We start from the raw sequence: 13,782 nt of genomic DNA on the forward strand, positions 1-13,782 counted from the left end.
CCAGACCAATCCCCTTGTCAAGGGGTACGGTCCTCACCGCCCTCCCCCGCCAGGACCCGCCCCACCGCCTCGTGCATCGCGAGCTCCAGCACCACCGGGTCGGTGAGCGTCCCCTCCCCGTCCGGGACCACCAGCCAGCGCACTCCGTCCGCCTCCCGGACCGGGTGCGGGACCGCGATCCAGGTCCCGCGTCCGGCGCCGCGCACGCCCGTGCCGAGCCAGCGCGACGCCGTCCCCGGGGGTACGAAGAAGCCCACCCGGGCGTCGTCGCGGTCCGCGAGCACCGGACCGGGCCGGCCGGTGAGCAGGTGCAGTACGTCGAGGGTGGCCCGGCCCAGCTCCCCCGGCAGGATCAGCACGTCCCAGCTCCGTCCGGCGGGCAGGAGTGCGACGCCGAGGGGGCCCCGCTCCCATTCCCACCGGCAGGCGTCGGGATCCGGCGCCACCGATACCAGCCATTCCACTGCCGCCTTGGCCCCCGGGAACGTCATCGCCCGGCCTCCGTTCTCTCCTGCTCGGTGAAGGGTTCTCACCGGGAGAGAGCGGGGCCGGGCGACGGTATGACGCGAGTTCCGTTACTCCGTCATGGTGAAGCGGGTCACACGGTGCGCGCGGATGTGCGCCGGGGCGTGCGCCGGGGGCGTGCGGCGGGTCCGGGCGTCAGCTGTCGAAGCCGAGCCCGAAGCGGTCCAGGGTGCGCAGCCAGAGGTTGCGGCGGCCGCCCCGGGCGTCGGACCGGGCCAGCGACCACTTGGTGAGGGTGATCCCGGTCCAGGCGAACGGCTCCGGCGGGAACGGCATCGGCTTGCTGCGCACCATCTCCAGCCGCGTCCGCTCGCTGGACACCCCGTCCAGCAGGTCCAGCATCACGTCGGCCCCGAAGCGGGTGGCGCCGACGCCGAGCCCGGTGAAACCGGCCGCGTAGGCGACCCGGCCCGAGTGGGCCGTGCCGAAGAAGGCCGAGAAGCGGGAGCAGGTGTCGATGGCCCCGCCCCAGGCGTGGCTGAACTTCAGACCCTCCAGCTGCGGGAACGCGGTGAAGAAGTGCTCCGCGAGCTTGAGGTAGGTCTCGGGCCGGTGGTCGTACTCGGAGTCGAGCTTCCCCCGGTACGGGTAGATGGCGTCGTAGCCGCCCCAGAGGATCCGGTGGTCCTTGGTGATCCGGAAGTAGTGGAACTGGTTGGCGCTGTCGCCCAGGCCCTGGCGCCCCTTCCAGCCGATGGAGGCCAGCTGCTCCTCGCTCAGCGGCTCCGTCATCAGCGCGTAGTCGTACACCGGGACCGTGAAGGGACGGATCCGCTTGACCAGCGAGGGGAAGATGTTGGTGCCCAGCGCGACCCGGCGGGCGAGGATCGTGCCGTACGGGGTGGTGACGGCCATCCCGGCGCCGACGGAGGACATCTTCAGGCCGCGCGTGTTCTCGTAGATCCGCACGCCCAGCTCCAGGCAGGCCCGCTTGAGGCCCCAGGCGAGCTTCGCCGGGTTGAGCATCGCGACGCCCTCGCGGTCCCACAGGCCCGCGAGGAAGGTCGGGGAGTCGATCTCGGCACGCAGCGCCTCCCGGTCCAGCCATTCGGAGCCGTCCGCGAGGCCGAGCCTGCGCGCCTCCTCGTGGAGCTCGCGCAGTTCCTCGACCTGGTGCGGCTCGGTGGCCACGTCGATCTCACCGGTGCGCTCGAAGTCGCAGTCGATGCCGTAGCGGGCGACCGCCGCCTCGATCTCGTCGAGGTTGCGGGCGCCCAGCTCCTCCAGCTTGGCGAGTTCGCCGGGCCAGCGGGCCATGCCGTTGGCGAGCCCGTGGGTGAGGGAGGCCGCGCAGAAGCCGCCGTTGCGGCCGGAGGCGGCCCAGCCCGCCTCCTTGCTCTCGATCAGGACCACGTCCCGGCCGGGGTCGCGCTCCTTGGCGATCAGAGCGGTCCACAGCCCGCTGTAGCCCCCGCCGACGACGAGCAGGTCGCAGCGCTCGTCGGAGGTGAGCGCCGGCTCGGCGGCCGGCTTGCCGGGGTCGTCCAGCCAGTACGCGACCGGCTTCGCCTCGGAGAGGGATTTCGCAACACTACGCATGGCGACTGGGGCCATGGCTTCCAACTCCCTACGGAACTGAACTGATTAGTTCGGTTGTGCCTTCTTGCGGCGGTTGCCGACCCACTGGCCGGCGAGCACCACCAGGACCGCGATGACGAACATCGCCGTACCGATGACGTTGATCTGGACGGGCGTACCGCGCTGGGCCGATCCCCACACGAACATGGGGAAGGTGACGGTGTTGCCCGAGTTGAAGTTGGTGATGATGAAGTCGTCGAACGAGAGCGCGAAGGACAGCAGCGCACCCGCCGCGATACCGGGGGCGGCGATCGGCAGGGTGACCCGCAGGAACGTCTGCACCGGTCCGGCGTAGAGGTCGCGCGCGGCCTCCTCCAGCCTCGGGTCCATCGACAGTACGCGCGCCTTGACCGCGGCGACGACGAAGCTGAGGCAGAACATCACGTGGGCGATCAGGATGGTCCAGAAGCCCAGCTGGATGCCCATGTTGAGGAAGAGGGCGAGCAGGGACGCCGCCATCACGATCTCGGGCATGGCCATCGGCAGGAAGATCAGCGAGTTGACCGCGCCCCGCGCCCGGAACCGGTAGCGCACGAGCGCGAAGGCTATCGCGGTGCCGAGCACGGTCGCGCCGATGGTGGCCCAGAAGGCGATCTGGAGGGAGAGCGACAGGGAGCCGCACAGGTCGGCGACCCCGCAGGGGTCCTTCCAGGCGTCGAGCGAGAACTCCTGCCAGGCGTAGTTGAAGCGCCCGGCGGGGTTGTTGAAGGAGAAGACCGTCACGACGACGTTGGGCAGGATCAGGTACGCGAGCGTGCCGAGTCCCGCGATGACCACGAAGTTGCGGCGGAGCCAGCCAAGGGGCTTGTTCATCAGACCAGGTCCTCCGTCCCCGCACGGCGGATGTAGATGGACACCATGATCAGCACGATGGCCATGAGGATGAAGGACAGCGCGGCCGCCGTCGGGTAGTCGAGGATGCGCAGGTACTGCGACTGGATGACGCTGCCGATCATCCGGGTGTCCGTCGAGCCGAGCAGTTCGGCGTTGACGTAGTCACCGCTCGCCGGGATGAAGGTGAGCAGGGTCCCGGAGACCACGCCCGGCATCGACAGCGGGAAGGTCACCTTGCGGAACACCGTGGAGGGCCGGGCGTACAGGTCCCCGGCCGCCTCGTGGAGGCGGGTGTCGATGCGCTCCAGCGAGGTGTAGAGCGGCAGGATCATGAAGGGGAGGAAGTTGTACGTCAGGCCGCAGACCACCGCGAGCGGCGTGGCCAGGACCCGGTCCCCCTCGGTCATGCCGAGCCAGCTGGTGACGTCGAGGAAGCCGACGGCATTGAGGGCGCCGACCACCGGACCGCCGTCGGCGAGGATCGTCTTCCAGGCCAGGGTGCGGATCAGGAAGCTGGTGAAGAACGGGGCGATGACCAGCACCAGCAGGAGGTTGCGCCAGCGGCCGGCCTTGAAGGCGATCAGATAGGCCAGCGGGTACCCGAGCAGCAGGCACAGCGCGGTCGCGGTGCCCGCGTAGAGCAGGGACCTCAGGAACTGCGGGTAGTAGTCGCCAAAGGCCTCCCAGTAGGTCTGGAAGTGCCAGGTGACCTTGAAGCCCTCTTCGAGCGAACCGGTCTGCACCGAGGTGGAGGCCTGGTAGATCATCGGCAGCACGAAGAACACGAGCAGCCACAGGATGCCGGGGAGCAGCAGCCAGTACGGGATCAGGCGCTTGCGCAGGGACGCCCTGTGCACCGGGGGTTCGGCCTCGGCGGCCTCCCGGGGCGGCGCGGAGACGGCGGTCACGCGCTCTCCTCGACGGTCTCGACGCCGGCGTCGATGTCCATGGCGGCGTCCAGGCCGAAGGTGTGCTCCGGGTTCCAGTGGAGTACGACCTCGGCGCCGGGGACGAGGCGGGCGTCGCGCTCGATGTTCTGGGCGTACACCTCCAGCTCCGGGCAGACCTGGCTGTCTATGACGTACTGGGTGGAGACGCCGATGAAGGAGGAGTCGGCGATCCGGCCCGTGATCTTGTTCCGGCCTGCCGCGATGGTGTGCTCCTCGTCCGCGTGGACCAGGGAGATCTTCTCGGGGCGCACTCCGACCAGCAGCTTTCCGCCCGCGCGGGGCGTGGTCGAACATCGCTGCCCGGGCAGGCGCAGCGTGCTGCCGGAGGCCGAGACGACGATGTCGGTGCCCGCGGACTCGACCGAGGCCTGGATCAGGTTGGAGGTGCCGAGGAAGTTCGCGACGAAGGTGGTCCGCGGGTTCTCGTACAGCTCGGCGGGGGCGCCCAGCTGCTCGACCCGGCCGCCGTTCATCACCGCGACCGTGTCGGCCATCGTCATGGCCTCCTCCTGGTCGTGCGTGACGTGCACGAAGGTGATGCCGACCTCGGTCTGGATCCGCTTGAGCTCCAGCTGCATCTGGCGGCGCAGCTTGAGGTCGAGGGCGCCCAGCGGCTCGTCGAGGAGCAGCACCTGGGGGTGGTTGATCAGGGCGCGGGCGACGGCGACGCGCTGCTGCTGGCCACCGGAGAGCTGGTGGGGCTTGCGCTGGGCGAACTGGCCGAGCTGGACCAGCTCCAGCATCTCGTCGACCTGCTTCTTGACGGACTTGATGCCGCGGCGGCGCAGCCCGAACGCGATGTTCTCGTAGATGCTCAGGTGCGGGAACAGCGCGTAGCTCTGGAAGACGGTGTTGACCGGGCGCTTGTACGGCGGCAGGTGGGTGACCTCGCGGTCGCCGAGGCTGACCGTGCCGGTGGAGGGCTCCTCCAGACCGGCGATCATGCGCAGGGTGGTGGTCTTCCCGCAGCCCGAGGCGCCGAGCAGGGCGAAGAAGGAGCCCTGGGGGATGGTGAGGTCCAGCGGGTGCACGGCGGTGAACGATCCGTAGTGCTTGCTGATCCCGGCGAGGCGGACGTCGCCGCTCGCGGTCTTGTCAGTCATGGGTCGCGGCCTTCGGTGGTGTCGTCGGAAGGGTGCGGGAGCGCGGGGGGTGGAGGGGTCTGGCGGAGGGGCGGAGCGGTGGGTCAGGCTCCGATGAGCTTGGTGAACTTCTCCTCGTACGCCGTCTCTTCCTCGCTGCTGAGGGAGCGGAAGGCGTGGGACTTGGCGGTCATCGCCTTGTCCGGGACGATCAGCGTGTTCTCCGCGAGCGCGGGGTCGATCTTGGCGAGCTCGTCCTTGACGCCGTCGACGGGGCAGACGTAGCTGATGAACGCGGCCAGCCGGGCGGCCACCGGGAGCTCGTAGTAGTAGTCGATGAGCTTCTCGGCGTTGGCCTTGTGCCGGGCCTGGGCCGGGACCAGCAGGTTGTCGCTGGAGGTGATGTACCCGGCCGCCGGGACCGCGTACTTGATGTCGGGGTTGCCGGCCTGGAGCTGGATCACGTCGCCCGCCCAGGCCAGACAGGCCGCGAGGTCCCCCTTGTCGAGGTCGGCGGTGTAGTCGTTGCCGGTGAAGCGGCGTATCTGCTTCGTGTCCACGCCCTTCTGGAGGCGGCCGATGGCGCCGTCGAAGTCCGCGGTGGTGAAGTTCGCCGGGTCCTTGCCCTGGTCGAGCAGGGTCATGCCGACGCTGTCGCGCATCTCGGTGAGGAAGCCGACGCGGCCCTTGAGGGAGGGGTCGTCGAGCAGCTGGGTGACGGAATCGACCTTCCTGCCCTCGGTGGCCTTGGAGTTGTAGGCGATGACGGTCGAGATGCCGGTCCAGGGATAGCTGTAGGAGCGGCCCGGGTCCCAGTCGGGGCTGCGGAACTGCGGCGAGAGGTTGGCGTAGGCGTGCGGAAGGCGGGAGGGGTCCAGCTTCTGCGCCCAGCCGAGGCGGATGATCCGGGCGGCGAGCCAGTCGGTGACGACGATCAGGTCGCGCCCGGTGTCCTGGCCGGCGGCCAGCTGCGGGCGGATCTTGCCGAAGAACTCGACGTTGTCGTTGATGTCCTCGGTGTACTTGACCTCGATGCCGGTGCGCTTGCCGAACTCCTCCAGCGTGGGACGCGACTTCTCGTCCTCGCTGGTGTCCATGTACTCGGTCCAGTTGGAGAAGTTGAGCACCTTCTCCTGTTCCGAGTGGTCGGCGGAGGCGGCCGCGGCGCCGTCCTCGCGCCGGGCGGGCGGGATGCCGCAGGAGGTCAGGGCGGAGAGGCCGCCGAGGGTGAGCGCCCCGATGCCGGAAGCGCGCAGCAGCGAGCGGCGGGTGAGGGCGCCGCGCCCGCTGGTGAGACTGCGCCGCATCGCGGCGAGCTGCGCCGCGGAGAGGCGGTCGGGGTCGAGCTGCTCCATTGGCTGTGGCCTTTCGGGAGGTGTGCCGCTGGTCGGGCGGTGGCTGTTATCGGTCCCCGAAGATGGTGCGGTGCCAGTCCTTGGCCGCCACCGCGGTGTTGTCGAACATCACGTGCTTGACCTGCGTGTACTCCTCGAAGGAGTAGGTGGACATGTCCTTTCCGAAGCCGCTGGCCTTGTAGCCGCCGTGCGGCATCTCGCTGATGATCGGGATGTGGTCGTTGACCCACACGCAGCCGGCCTTGAGCTCTCGGGTGGCGCGGTTCGCCCGGTAGAGGTCCCGGCTCCAGGCGGAGGCGGCGAGCCCGTACGGGGTGTCGTTGGCCAGCGCGAGGCCCTCGTCGTCGGTGTCGAAGGGCAGGACGACCAGGACCGGGCCGAAGATCTCGGACTGGACGACCTCGCTGTCCTGCGCGGCGCCGGAGATCAGGGTCGGCCGGTAGTAGGCGCCCCCCGCCAGCTCGCCGCCCGGGATCTCGCCGCCGGTGACCACCGTGGCGTACGCGCGGGCGCGCTCGACGAAGGCGGCGACCCGGTCGCGCTGGGCGTGCGAGACCAGCGGGCCGAGGTCGGTGGTGGGCGCGAAGGGGTCACCGAGCCGGACGCTCTCCATCAGCTCGGCGACCCGGGCGACGAACGCGTCGTGCAGGGGGCGCTGGACGTAGGCGCGGGTGGCCGCGGTGCAGTCCTGGCCGGTGTTGATGAGCGAGGCGGCGACGGCGCCGTGGGCGGCGGCCTCCAGGTCGGCGTCGTCGAAGACGAGGAAGGGGGCCTTGCCGCCGAGCTCCAGGTGGAGCCGCTTGACGGTGGCGGTGGCGATCTCGGCCACCCGCTTGCCGACGGCGGTGGAGCCGGTGAAGGAGGTCATGACCACGTCGGGGTGGCCGACCAGGTGCTCGCCCGCGTCCCGCCCGGCGCCCGTGACGATGTTGACCACGCCGTCGGGGATGCCCGCCTCCTTGGCCGCCTGGGCGAACATCAGGGAGGTCAGGGGGGTCAGCTCGGCGGGCTTGAGGACGATGGTGTTGCCCGCGGCGATGGCCGGGAGGATCTTCCAGGCGGCCATCTGGAGCGGATAGTTCCAGGGGGCGATGGAGCCGACGACCCCGATGGCCTCGCGGCGTACGTAGGAGGTGTGGTCCCCGGAGTACTCGCCGGCCGCCTGGCCCTGGAGGTGACGGGCCGCGCCCGCGAAGAAGGCGGTGTTGTCGATGGTCCCCGGTACGTCGAACTCCGTGGACAGCTTGACCGGCTTGCCGCACTGCAGGGACTCGGCGTACGCGAAGTCCTCCGCCTGCTCGGCCAGCACGCCGGCCAGCCGGTGCAGCGCATCCGAACGCTCCCCGGGGGTCGCGGCCGACCATGCGGGGAAGGCCCGCTTGGCGGCGGCGACGGCCTCGTCCACGTCCGCCGTGCCCGCCAGTTCGTAGGTGAGCACCTCCTGGCCGGTCGCGGGGTCGACCACCGTGTGCGAGCGACCCGAGGTACCGGGGCGGAGCCGGCCGTCGATGTACTGCGCGCCGTCTGCGAAGCGGTCCTTAACCTGGAAGCGGTTACCCATCACGCTCTCACGCTCTCCGTAGCTACAGCTCGAATTGAGTGCCGATCCTGGCAGAGGCGTTCGCCTCCGCCAAGTGATTCCGTTGTTGCCTTTTGATTACGCGACGGAATCGGTCGACCATGTGTCGAGGCACGACCGAAATCCCGTACGAAGTGTCAGTGGTGACTGCAAGACTCGCGTGCATGGAGATGACCGACAAGTTGATCGGGCAGGTCAGCCGTGGTGAACGGCTGAAGTACCTGCCCTTCTGGGGGCACCGGCCGCAGGCCGACGGACGGCTCGGTCCGAGCTGCCTGAGCCAGTGGTGGCCGTCCGCTTTCACTGTGGGTGATGTCCGGTACGCCACGGCCGAGCACTGGATGATGGCCGGCAAGGCGCGGTTGTTCGGGGACGCGGAGGCGGAGCGGGCGGCGCTGGAGGCCGGGAGTCCGGGGGCGGCGAAGAAGGCCGGACGGCTGGTGCGCGGCTTCGACGAGACCGTGTGGCAGCGGGAGAGGTTCGCGCTGGTCGTGGAGGGCAGCGTGCACAAGTTCGGCTCCGATCCGGCGCTGCGTGCGTACCTGCTCGGTACGGGGAACCGGGTGCTGGTGGAGGCGAGTCCGGTGGACCGGATCTGGGGCATCGGACTGGCCGCCGACGACGAGCGCGCCCTGGATCCGGCACGCTGGCGGGGGCTGAACCTGCTGGGCTTCGCGCTGATGGAGGCGCGGGAGCGGCTGCGGGAGGGGGACGCGCGGTGATTGCGGCGGAGCGGCGCCGGGTGGCGGCCGTCATCGTGCGCGGCGGCAGCGTGCTGATGGTGCGCGAGCGGGGGCGGGGGCCGTCCGGCCGGCACGACGGGGCGGAGTACTGGACCCTGCCGGGCGGCGGGGTGGAGCCCGGGGAGGACCTGGAGGCGGCCGTGCGGCGCGAGGTCGCCGAGGAGACGGGGCTGCGGGCCCTGTCGGTGCGCCACGCCTACGAGGCCCCGTACCCCTCCGGCTGGACCACCTGCTTCCGGGTGGAGGTGGCGGCCGGCGATCCGGTGCTGGGGGTGGATCCGGAGCTGGAGTGCGACTGCCCCCGGATGGTGGGCCTGACCTGGGTCCCCCTCCCCCGGACCGGCGCGGACGGCCCCTACATGGTCCCCACCCTCCTGTCCGCCGCCGCGCCCTGAGCCGCGGGGGCGGCGGGGCGGTGCGGGGCGTCAGACGCGTTCGCGGGGCTGGTCGTCGGTCCGGGAGACCGAGGGACCGTCCTGGCCGCCGCCGGACTCGTCCAGGGCGGGGCCGAAGAAGACCAGCAGGGTCATGCCGATGCCCAGCACGATGCCGACCCCGCCGAGGATGATCCCGGCCAGGGCCATCCCGCCGTTGGTGGATTCGCCGCGGCTCGCCTTGCCCCGGCCCAGCGCGCCGAGGACGACGGCCGCGATGCCGAGGGCGATCGACCCGAACATGGTCACGCAGCCGACCACCGCGAGGATGCCGAGCACCAGGGCGGCGACGCCGAAGCCGTTGGAGGCGGGCCGGGCATAGGCCGGGTACCCGGCATAACCGGGGTAGCCGGGGTAGCCCGGATAGCCCGGGTAGCCCTGCTGGACGGGCGGCGGCGGGCCGGGGTACGCGTAGGCCGCCGGGTCCGGCTGGGCCGGGTAGCCGTAGGCGGGCGTGGCCGTCGGCGCGGATATCGGGGGCGGCGCGTACGGCGACGCCGCGGGCGGGGTCGGCGCGCCCTGGAACCCCGGCGGCCGCACGGACGGATCCTGCTCGTGGGCCGGTGGAACGGCGGGCGCGGCCGGGCCCGGGTACACCGGCGGCACGGGGGGCGTCACCGGCGCCGCCCCGGCCGGCTTGCCCGGCTCCGCCGCGGACCTCTCGGGCGGGGCCCACGGGTCCCTCGGCTCAGGGCTCTGGTCGGTCATACGGCGCCTCCCTCTCGTACGGCCATGCTAAGCGCTGCCACCGACACGCCCCGGGCTGCCTACGATGAAGCCGACCTGCCCGCACCAGAGTCCTCCCGGAGGCACCCCATGCCCGACCTGCACCCCTTCATCGCGGGGCTGCCCAAGGCCGAACTCCACGTCCACCACGTCGGTTCGGCGTCGCCGCGCATCGTGGCCGAGCTCGCCTCCCGCCACCCCGACTCGAAGGTCCCCACCGACCCCGAGGCCCTCGCGGACTACTTCACCTTCACGGACTTCGCCCACTTCATCGAGGTCTACCTCTCGGTCGTCGACCTGGTCCGCACCCCCGACGACGTGCGCACGCTGACCTTCGAGGTCGCCCGCGACATGGCCCGGCAGAACATCCGCTACGCCGAACTCACCATCACCCCCTACTCCTCGACCCGCCGCGGCATCGACGAGCACGCCTTCATGGAGGCCATCGAGGACGCCCGCAAGGCGGCCGAGACCGAGCTGGGCGTCATCCTGCGCTGGTGCTTCGACATCCCCGGCGAGGCCGGCCTGGAAGCCGCCGAGGAGACCGTCCGCCTCGCCGTCGACCTGCGCCCCGAGGGCCTGGTCTCCTTCGGCCTGGGCGGCCCCGAGATCGGCGTGCCCCGCCCGCAGTTCAAGCCCTACTTCGACCGGGCCCGTGCCGCCGGCCTGCGCAGCGTGCCGCACGCCGGCGAGACCACCGGCCCGGAGACGGTCTGGGACGCCGTCCGGGAGCTGGGCGCCGAGCGCATCGGCCACGGCACGAGCGCCGCCAAGGACCCGGAGCTGCTGGCGTACCTGGCCGAGCACCGCATCGCGCTGGAGGTCTGCCCGACCTCCAACATCGCCACGCGCGCCGTCGTGGACCTCGACGAGCACCCCGTCAAGGAGATGGTCGCCGCGGGCGTGCTCGTCACCATCAACAGCGACGACCCGCCGATGTTCGGCAGCGACCTCAACAACGAGTACGCGGTCGCCGCCCGCCTCCTCGGCCTCGACGAGCGCGGACTGGCGCAGCTCGCGAAGAACGCCGTCGAGGCCTCCTTCCTGGACCCGGCCGGCAAGGAGAAGCTCAGCGCGGAGATCGACGCGTACACCGCGGACTGGCTGGCCCGCTGACGTCCCGTCGGACGCGGCGTCCCCCGAGAATGGGGGCATGAACACCCTGACTGCCGTCGGTCACCGCGGCGATCCCTACCGAGTCCGCGAGAACACCCTCGCCTCCGTCCGCTCCGCCTTCGCGCGCGGGGCGGACGCGGTGGAGGTCGACGTACGGCTGACCCGCGACGGCGTGCCGGTCCTGCTCCACGACGAGACCCTCCAGCGACTGTGGGGCCACGACCTGCGGCTGGACGAGGTCACCGCCGCACAGCTGAAGGAGCTCGCGCTGGGCGGGATCCCCACCCTGCGCGAGGCCCTGACGACCGCCGGGTCCGGCCGGCTGATGCTGGACCTGCCGGGCGCCACGGCCGAGACCGTACGGACCGTCGTGGGCCTGGTGCGCGAGTGCGGGGCGCGCGAGCGCACGTACTACTGCGCCGGGCCGGACACCATGCTCGCGGTCCGCGCCGCCGACCCGGGCGCGGAGATCGCCCTGACCTGGACCACCCTCTCGCCCCCGCGCCGGGTGCTGATCGACGCGGTCGCCCCCCGCTGGCTCAACTACCGCTTCGGGCTTCTCGACCGGGAGCTCACGGACGCCCTGCACCGGGACGGGCTGCTGGTGTCGGCCTGGACGGCGGACACCAAGCGGTCGATGCGCGCCCTGGCCGCGGCGGGCGTGGACTCCATCACCACGAACAGGGTGGACGCGCTGACCGCGGTCCGGGCCGAGTCCGGCCGGTGATACGGACCTGGGGGGAGCGGGTCCGCAGGGCGGACCCGCGCCTGCGGGAGCTGGGGCTGACGCTGCTGGTGCAGGTGGCCACGACCATTCCGTTCGTGGTGCCCCGCGACCCGCGGGAGTCGCCCGCGACCTGGGCGGCGTACCTGCTGACCACGCTCGGCAACCTGCCGCTGGTGTGGCGGCGCCGGGCCCCGGTCCTGGCGCTGGCCGGGGTGGTCGCGGCGGGGGCGGTGTACCGGCTGGCGCTGGACGGGCCCGGGCAGCCGCTGCCGTACGCAGGGCTGATCGCCCTCTACACGATCGCGCTGCACTGCCCGGAGCGGGTGCGGCTGGTCACGGGCGCGGTCGCGACGGTGGTGATCTTCGGTTCGGTCGCGCTCAACACGCAGACGGCGCGGGAGCTGCTGTTCGCGCTGTTCGTGTTCGGGGCGGCGTTCGCGCTGGGGCGGCTGCAGGCCACCCGGCAGGCGTACACCGAGGCGGCCCTGGAGCGGGCGGAGCAGCTGGAGCGGGCGAACCGCATCGAGGCGGAGCAGGCGGCGGCGCGCGAACGGGCCCGTATCGCGCGGGAGATGCACGACGTCCTCTCGCACGCGGTCAGCATCATGATCGTGCAGGCCGAGGCGGGTCCGGTGGCGGTGCGCCGGGCCCCGGAACGGGCCGAGGCGGCCTTCGAGGCGATCGCCGAGACGGGGCGGGACGCGATGGTGCAACTGCGGGCGATGCTGGGGGTCCTGCGGACGGACGAGGCGGCTCCGCGTGCGCCGCAGCCCGGGATCGCGGGGCTGCCGGCGCTGCTGGACCGGGTCCGGGCGAGCGGGCCGAAGGTCTCCTACGAGCGGACGGGCGAGGTGCGCGGGCTGCCGGCCGCGCTGGAGGCGACGGTGCACCGGGTGGTGCAGGAGGCGCTGACCAATGTGGTCAAGCACGCCGGGGCCTCGACGGTGGACGTACGCCTGGAGTACGGGGTGGGGGACCTGACGGTGACGGTCACGGACGACGGCCGCGGGCCGGCCGGGAGCCCGGCGGGCCCGGCGGGCGGCGGGCACGGGCTGATCGGGATCCGGGAGCGGGCGGCGGCGCACGGCGGGACGGCCCGGTGCGGCCCGGGGCCCGACGGGGGGTTCTCGGTGCGGGTGGTCCTTGTAACCTCGCCGCTGGAGGTGGGGACATGACGATCCGTGTGGTGGTGGCCGACGACCAGGAGCTGGTGCGCAGCGGTTTCGCGATGATCCTGGACGTCCAGGAGGACATCGAGGTCGTGGCGGAGGTGGGGGACGGCGCGGCGGCGGTGGAGGCGGTCGCCCGGCTCGCGCCGGACGTCGCACTGCTGGACATCAGGATGCCGGTGCTGGACGGGATCGAGGCCTGCCGGAGGATCTCGGCGGGCGGTGCCTGCCGGACGGTGATGCTGACGACCTTCGACTCGGACGAGTACGTGTACGAGGCGCTGCACGCGGGGGCGAGCGGGTTCCTGCTGAAGGACGTGCGGCGGGACGATCTGGTGCACGCGGTCCGGGTGGTGGCGGCGGGCGAGTCCCTGCTGGCGCCTTCGGTGGCGCGGCGGCTGATCGAGGAGTACACGGCGGCGACGGCCCGGCCGGCGGGTGCGCGGGCCCTGTCGGAGGACCGTCTGGAGGTGCTGACGGCCCGGGAGCGGGAGACGCTGCTGCACCTGGGGCGGGGGCTGTCGAACGCGGAGATCGCGGCGGCGCTGACGGTGAGCGAGCACACGGTGAAGTCGCACGTGGGCAACCTGCTGGGGAAGTTGGGTCTGCGCGACCGGATCCAGGCGGTGATCTGCGCGTACGAGACGGGTCTGATCGCGGCCGGTTCTCCCTCTGGAGAGTGAGGGACGGCGTGTCGGCTCCCCCGCGCCGGTGAGTTGTCGTACCGGCGAAGACCCCTCTCATCGGTGATCCGCAACCACCCCTGTGAACAGCACCATTGGAGACGTCGGGGCAGCGGGTCCCGCGGCTCGCACACAGGGGGATCACCATCATGAAGTCACGTACACGCACTCGCACGCTGATCGCGGCCGCCCTGGTGCTGGGCATCGTGTCCGGCCCGGCGGTCGCCGCCCATGCGGCCGGGGCGCCGGCGGCTGCCCCGGCGGTCGCGGACGGCCGGGTC

At 71.8% G+C, this 13,782-nt stretch carries 14 protein-coding genes; 6 read left to right on the forward strand and 8 right to left on the reverse strand.

What is annotated here, in order from left to right; translation table 11 throughout:
- Window positions 1-17: 17 nt before the first annotated feature.
- The 7 genes from ABZW32_RS28535 to ABZW32_RS28565 form a co-directional block, all read right to left on the reverse strand.
- Entirely contained in the window at window positions 18-491 is a 474-nt protein-coding gene (locus tag ABZW32_RS28535) for a hypothetical protein (RefSeq protein ID WP_356221076.1), read from the reverse strand.
- A gap of 169 nt (window positions 492-660) precedes the next feature.
- The gene (locus ABZW32_RS28540; RefSeq protein ID WP_356221079.1) at window positions 661-2,079 is read right to left on the reverse strand and encodes an FAD-dependent oxidoreductase; all 1,419 of its coding nucleotides are present in this window, start codon (window positions 2,077-2,079) and stop codon (window positions 661-663) included.
- A 30-nt stretch (window positions 2,080-2,109) separates the two neighbouring features.
- Window positions 2,110-2,916 (reverse strand): ABC transporter permease, encoded by an 807-nt coding sequence (locus ABZW32_RS28545; RefSeq protein WP_356221081.1) that lies wholly within the window; start codon window positions 2,914-2,916, stop codon window positions 2,110-2,112.
- Complete coding sequence (locus ABZW32_RS28550) at window positions 2,916-3,845, reverse strand: ABC transporter permease (RefSeq protein ID WP_356221084.1); 930 nt, start codon at window positions 3,843-3,845, stop codon at window positions 2,916-2,918. The genes ABZW32_RS28545 and ABZW32_RS28550 overlap by 1 nt, the downstream gene beginning before the upstream one ends.
- Window positions 3,842-4,990, reverse strand: coding sequence for an ABC transporter ATP-binding protein (locus tag ABZW32_RS28555; protein WP_356221087.1), 1,149 nt, complete (start codon window positions 4,988-4,990; stop codon window positions 3,842-3,844). Before ABZW32_RS28555 ends, ABZW32_RS28550 begins: the two co-directional genes overlap by 4 nt.
- A gap of 83 nt (window positions 4,991-5,073) precedes the next feature.
- Entirely contained in the window at window positions 5,074-6,324 is a 1,251-nt protein-coding gene (locus tag ABZW32_RS28560) for a spermidine/putrescine ABC transporter substrate-binding protein (RefSeq protein WP_356221089.1), read from the reverse strand.
- Between the two features lie 46 nt (window positions 6,325-6,370).
- The gene (locus tag ABZW32_RS28565) at window positions 6,371-7,885 is read right to left on the reverse strand and encodes a gamma-aminobutyraldehyde dehydrogenase (protein ID WP_356221110.1); all 1,515 of its coding nucleotides are present in this window, start codon (window positions 7,883-7,885) and stop codon (window positions 6,371-6,373) included.
- A 182-nt stretch (window positions 7,886-8,067) separates the two neighbouring features.
- Here ABZW32_RS28565 and ABZW32_RS28570 point away from each other — a divergent pair, with 182 nt between their 5' ends.
- Window positions 8,068-8,625 (forward strand): NADAR family protein, encoded by a 558-nt coding sequence (locus ABZW32_RS28570; protein ID WP_356221092.1) that lies wholly within the window; start codon window positions 8,068-8,070, stop codon window positions 8,623-8,625.
- Window positions 8,622-9,041 carry an NUDIX domain-containing protein gene (locus tag ABZW32_RS28575; protein ID WP_356221095.1) on the forward strand — a complete coding sequence of 140 codons (420 nt, stop codon included), beginning with the start codon at window positions 8,622-8,624 and terminating at the stop codon, window positions 9,039-9,041. Before ABZW32_RS28570 ends, ABZW32_RS28575 begins: the two co-directional genes overlap by 4 nt.
- Window positions 9,042-9,071: 30 nt before the next feature.
- On the opposite strand, the gene ABZW32_RS28580 is transcribed toward ABZW32_RS28575, so the two are convergent.
- Entirely contained in the window at window positions 9,072-9,788 is a 717-nt protein-coding gene (locus tag ABZW32_RS28580) for a DUF4190 domain-containing protein (RefSeq protein WP_356221097.1), read from the reverse strand.
- A gap of 108 nt (window positions 9,789-9,896) precedes the next feature.
- Between ABZW32_RS28580 and ABZW32_RS28585 the strand changes: the two genes are divergently transcribed.
- From ABZW32_RS28585 to ABZW32_RS28600, 4 genes are read left to right on the forward strand one after another with little or no spacing between them, the layout of a single operon-like run.
- A complete protein-coding gene (locus ABZW32_RS28585; RefSeq protein WP_356221100.1) occupies window positions 9,897-10,922 on the forward strand; it encodes an adenosine deaminase in 1,026 nt (341 codons plus the stop codon).
- A 37-nt stretch (window positions 10,923-10,959) separates the two neighbouring features.
- Window positions 10,960-11,649 (forward strand): glycerophosphodiester phosphodiesterase, encoded by a 690-nt coding sequence (locus tag ABZW32_RS28590; RefSeq protein ID WP_356221102.1) that lies wholly within the window; start codon window positions 10,960-10,962, stop codon window positions 11,647-11,649.
- Window positions 11,646-12,824 (forward strand): histidine kinase, encoded by a 1,179-nt coding sequence (locus ABZW32_RS28595; protein WP_356221105.1) that lies wholly within the window; start codon window positions 11,646-11,648, stop codon window positions 12,822-12,824. Before ABZW32_RS28590 ends, ABZW32_RS28595 begins: the two co-directional genes overlap by 4 nt.
- A complete protein-coding gene (locus tag ABZW32_RS28600; RefSeq protein WP_356221107.1) occupies window positions 12,821-13,501 on the forward strand; it encodes a response regulator transcription factor in 681 nt (226 codons plus the stop codon). The genes ABZW32_RS28595 and ABZW32_RS28600 overlap by 4 nt, the downstream gene beginning before the upstream one ends.
- Window positions 13,502-13,782: the final 281 nt, after the last annotated feature.

It is taken from the genome of Streptomyces sp. NPDC004667 (assembly GCF_040609475.1).
Lineage (GTDB): Bacteria > Actinomycetota > Actinomycetes > Streptomycetales > Streptomycetaceae > Streptomyces.